This window comes from Micromonospora sp. ATA51 (assembly GCF_016802855.1).
GTDB classification, from domain to species: domain Bacteria; phylum Actinomycetota; class Actinomycetes; order Mycobacteriales; family Micromonosporaceae; genus Micromonospora; species Micromonospora sicca.
Window position 1 is genome coordinate 1 of the sequence record NZ_JAEVHJ010000432.1, and the last position, 4,502, is coordinate 4,502.

At 74.9% G+C, this 4,502-nt stretch carries 3 protein-coding genes and 2 pseudogenes; all 5 read left to right on the top strand.

The window, feature by feature from the left end; translation table 11 throughout:
- Positions 1–262 (top strand): annotated as a pseudogene (locus tag JNW87_RS35190) (primosome assembly protein PriA); the annotation flags it as partial.
- 246 nt (positions 263–508) lie between these two features.
- Complete coding sequence (locus tag JNW87_RS35195) at positions 509–1,492, top strand: AAA family ATPase (RefSeq protein ID WP_238455177.1); 984 nt, start codon at positions 509–511, stop codon at positions 1,490–1,492.
- Positions 1,493–1,637: 145 nt separating this feature from the next.
- A complete protein-coding gene (locus tag JNW87_RS35200; protein WP_255544738.1) occupies positions 1,638–2,879 on the top strand; it encodes a cytochrome P450 in 1,242 nt (413 codons plus the stop codon).
- 45 nt (positions 2,880–2,924) lie between these two features.
- Positions 2,925–3,482, top strand: a complete 558-nt coding sequence (def, locus tag JNW87_RS35205; protein ID WP_238455179.1) for a peptide deformylase — start codon at positions 2,925–2,927, stop codon at positions 3,480–3,482.
- Between the two features lie 7 nt (positions 3,483–3,489).
- Positions 3,490–4,415: pseudogene (fmt, locus tag JNW87_RS35210) on the top strand (methionyl-tRNA formyltransferase).
- Positions 4,416–4,502: the final 87 nt, after the last annotated feature.

Sequence of the window (4,502 nt, forward strand, 5' to 3'; positions counted from 1 at the left end):
TCCGCCGGCGGTGAAGATGGCCAGCGTCACCGGCCCGGCCGACGCCGTGGCCGACCTGGCTGGCCGGGGCCCGGCTGCCGACGGCGCGGAGGTGCTCGGTCCGGTGCCCGCCGACGAGGGCCGCGAGCGGATGCTGGTGCGGGTGCCCCGGGCCCGGGCGGCCGCGCTGGCGGAGGCGCTGCACACGGCCGCCGGGCAGCGCGCCGCCCGCAAGGCCGCCGACCCGGTCCGCCTCCAGGTCGACCCGCTGAGCCTCTTCTGACCCCGCCCGCCGCAGGTGGCGGGGGGTGTGGCGGGGCGCCCGTCGCACACCGCGTGCGGTAAAGCGCTGGCGGCTGCGTGATAGCATCGCCCGTCATGCCCGGGCGTACGACGGCTCGAGGGCGCGGCGCGGCGTCAGGCGCGCCGAGCTGGAGCTGTCGGAGAATGGCCCAACGAAGGCGGGAGGGCGTCGATCCGACGCCAGATCGATGCTGTCAAGCAGCCGGTGAGCAGGGGTGGACCAGTCGTGACCGTTCGTCAATCGATCGTCTTCAACGGTGACCTCGGTAGCGGCAAGAGCACCGTCTCCGTCGAGATCGCCAAGCGGCTGGGGCTGCGCCGGGTCAGCGTCGGCGACCTCTACCGGCAGATGGCGCAGGAGCGGCAGATGACCGCGCTCCAGCTCAACCTGCACGCCGAGCTGGACCAGGCGGTCGACGGCTACGTCGACCAGCTCCAGCGGAACATCGCCGCCTCCGGCGAGTCGCTGGTGATGGACTCCCGGCTGGCCTGGCACTTCTTCACCGACGCGCTCAAGGTGCACATGATCACCGAGCCGACCGAGGCGGCCCGCCGGGTGCTGGCCCGCCCGTCCGGCCCGGCCGAGAGCTACAGCTCCCTGGAGGAGGCGAGGGCCAAGCTCCGGGAGCGCAGCGAGAGCGAGCGCAACCGCTTCATAGTCCGGTACGGCGTCGACAAGGCCCGGCTGCGCAACTACGACCTGATCTGCGACACCACCCGGGCCGACCCGGAGCAGGTGATCGCGCACATCATCGACGTCTACGAGGGCCGCCTCGGCGCCGACGTGCTGGCCGACGGCCAGCCGCTGCTGCTGCTCGACCCGGCCCGGGTCTACCCGACCGAGGACATCACCACCCTGCGCGGGCTCTGGGACTCCGAGTTCGTCGGCGAGGTGGCCGGCGCCGGTGACGAGGCCCTGGAACCGCTGCGGATCGGCTACACCGGTGAGTACTTCTTCGTCGTCGACGGGCACCGCCGGCTCAGCGCCGCCATCCAGAGCGGCTTCCCCCTCGTCCCGGCCCGGCTGGTGGCCGAGGTGGAGGAGCCGGTGGTCGGCGGGATGAGCGCGGTCGACTACTTCACCGCCCAGGTCCGCCCGAGCATGATCCACGACTGGGAGGCGGCCCACGGCATCGCGCTGCCGCTGCCCGAGCACGCCCTGCTCGGTGGCGACGCGGTGCTGGCCGGGGAGCCCGGCAGCGGCGCCTGAGCCGACCCGGGCGGCGGTCACCGACCGGCGCCGGGACCGGCGCGGGCGGCGGGGGATCGCCGGATCGGGCGAACGGGCGCATGATGTAGGTCGCCGATCTCCCGGGAGGCTGACCGTGGATCCTGTCGACGCCCTCGCGCTGCTGATGTCCCCCGAGGGGCGGGTGAACCCGTACCCCACCTACGAGCGGTTGCGGGCGCACGGTCCGGTCGTCCAGGCCGGGCCGGTCTTCTACGCGGTCACCGGCTACGCCGAGGCCGACGAGATCCTCCGCGACCCGCGGTTCGGGGTGCTGGACGACGAGCTGCGCGACCAGTTCCTGCCCGGCTGGCGGGAGAGCCCGGCCGTGGCCTCGATCTCCCGCTCGATGCTGCGTACCAACCCCCCGGACCACAGCCGGATGCGGCGGCTCGCCGCGGGCGCCTTCACCCCGCGCCGGATCGCCGCGATGCGGGACGTGGTGGTCGCCCAGGCCGACGAGCTGGTCGACGCCATGCTGGAGCGGGGCCGGGACGGGCGGCCGGTCGACTTCCTGGCCGACTTCGCGTACCCGCTGCCGGTCGGGGTGATCTGCGCCCTGCTCGGCGTGCCGGCGGCGGACCGGCCGCTGTTCCGGCGCTGGGCGGCGGACCTGACCGGGGTGCTGGAGCCGGAGATCACCCCCGAGGAGCTGGCCGTCGCCGACCGGGGCGCCACCGAGCTGCGCGACTACTTCGCCGAGCTGGTGCGGGCCCGCCGCCGCGCGCCGGCCGACGACCTGACCACGGCGCTGGTGCAGGTGCACGACGCCGACGGCGGGCGGCTCTCCGGCGACGAGCTGCTGGCCAACCTGGTGGTGCTGCTGGTGGCCGGCTTCGAGACGACCACCAACCTGCTCGGCAACGGTCTCGTGGTGCTGCTGGAGCACGCCCGCGCGGCCGACGCGCTGCGCGGGCACCCCGAGTTCGCCGCCGACTACGTCGACGAACTGCTGCGCTACGACTCCCCGGTCCAGCTCACCTCGCGGATGAGCACCGCCCCGGCCGACCACGGCGGGCTGCACCTGCCCGCGGGCAGCTGGCTGCTCGTGCTGCTGGGCGCCGCGAACCGGGACCCCCGGCGGTACCCGGAGCCGGCGCGGTTCGACCCGTGGCGGCCGCAGATCCACCCGCTCTCCTTCGGCGCCGGCCCGCACTACTGTCTCGGCGCCGGGCTGGCCCGGTTGGAGGCGCAGGTCGCCTTCCCGCTGCTGCTGCGCCGGCTGCCCGGGCTGGCCCTGGCCGGCGAGCCGGAGCGGCGGGTCCGGCTGACCCTGCGCGGGTACGCCACCCTGCCGGTGACCGTGGGTGAGGAGTCCCCGCTCACCGATCGCGGTACGCCGGCCGGGGCGGCTCCGGCCACTCCGTAGACTGGTACGGCAGAGTTCGTCCCGCCGTCGAAGGAGCCACCCCGCGTGACCGTTCAGCCCATCCGTCTGTTCGGGGATCCGGTGCTGCGCACGCCGGCCGATCCGGTGGTCGACTTCGACGCAGAGCTGCGCAAGCTCGTCGCCGACCTGACCGACACGATGCGCGAGCAGAGCGGCGCCGGACTGGCCGCGCCCCAGCTCGGCGTGGGCCTGCGGGTGTTCACCTTCGACGTCGACGACGTGCTCGGCCACCTGGTCAACCCGGTGCTGGAGTTCCCCGACGAGGAGAAGCAGGACGGCCCGGAGGGCTGCCTGTCCATCCCCGGCCTCTACTTCGACACCAAGCGCCGGCAGAACGTGATCGCCAAGGGGTTCAGCGCCTTCGGTGACCCGGTGCAGATCGTGGGCAGCGGCCTGATGGCCCGCTGCGTGCAGCACGAGACCGACCACCTGGACGGGGTGCTCTTCGTCGACCGGCTGGATCCCGAAGGGCGCAAGGAGGCCATGAAGGCGATCCGCCAGGCCGAGTGGTACGACCAGGCCGCCCCGCCGGTGGTCAAGCTCAGCCCGCACCTGAGCAATCCGTTCGGTCTGGGTCGGTGAGCCGCCGGTGCGCCTGATCTTCGCCGGCACCCCGGCCGTCGCCGTTCCCGCCCTGGACGCCATCGCCGCGTCCGGCCACGAGCTGCTGGCCGTGGTCACCCGTCCCGACGCGCGGCCGGTCGCGGCCGGGGCCTGGTCCGCTCGCCCGTCGGCGCCTGGGCCGACGCGCACGGCGTCGAGGTGCTCACCCCGGCCCGCCCCCGCGAGCCCGAGTTCCTGGACCGGCTCCGCGAGCTGGCCCCGGACTGCGTGCCGGTGGTCGCGTACGGCGCGTTGGTGCCGCCGGTCGCCCTGGAGGTCCCCCGGTACGGCTGGATCAACCTGCACTTCTCGCTGCTGCCCGCCTGGCGGGGCGCGGCGCCGGTGCAGCACGCCGTGCTGCACGGCGACGAGCTGACCGGGGCCAGCGTCTTCCAGCTCGAGCAGGGGCTGGACACCGGCCCGGTGTACGGCACGCTCACCGACGAGATCCGGCCGACCGACACCTCCGGCGACCTGCTGGAGCGACTCGCCCACTCCGGCGCCGGCCTGCTGGTGGCGGTCCTCGACGCGATCGAGGCCGGCACCGCGCGGGCCGAGCCGCAGCCGGCCGACGGGGTGTCCCTGGCCCCGAAGCTGACCGTCGAGGACGCGCGGGTGCGCTGGAGCGACCCGGCCTTCGCCGTCGACCGGCGGATCCGCGCCTGCACCCCGACCCCCGGCGCGTGGACGACCTTCCGGGGCGAGCGGGTCAAGCTCGGCCCGGTGGTCCCGGTGGCGGACGGCCCCGAGCTGAAGCCCGGTGAGCTGCTGGCCGAGAAGGCCCGCGTGCTGGCCGGTACGGCCACCGTCCCGGTGCGGCTCGGCGAGGTCCGGGCGGCCGGCAAGAAGGCGATGTCGGCGAGCGACTGGGCGCGCGGTGCCCGGGTCGCCGCCGGGGAGGTGCTCGCGTGACCGGGCCGTCCGAGCCCCGGGGTGAGCGCTTCTCCGACGAGGGCCGACGCGGCCCGTCGACCGGACGGCCGTCCGGCGGCGCGCGGG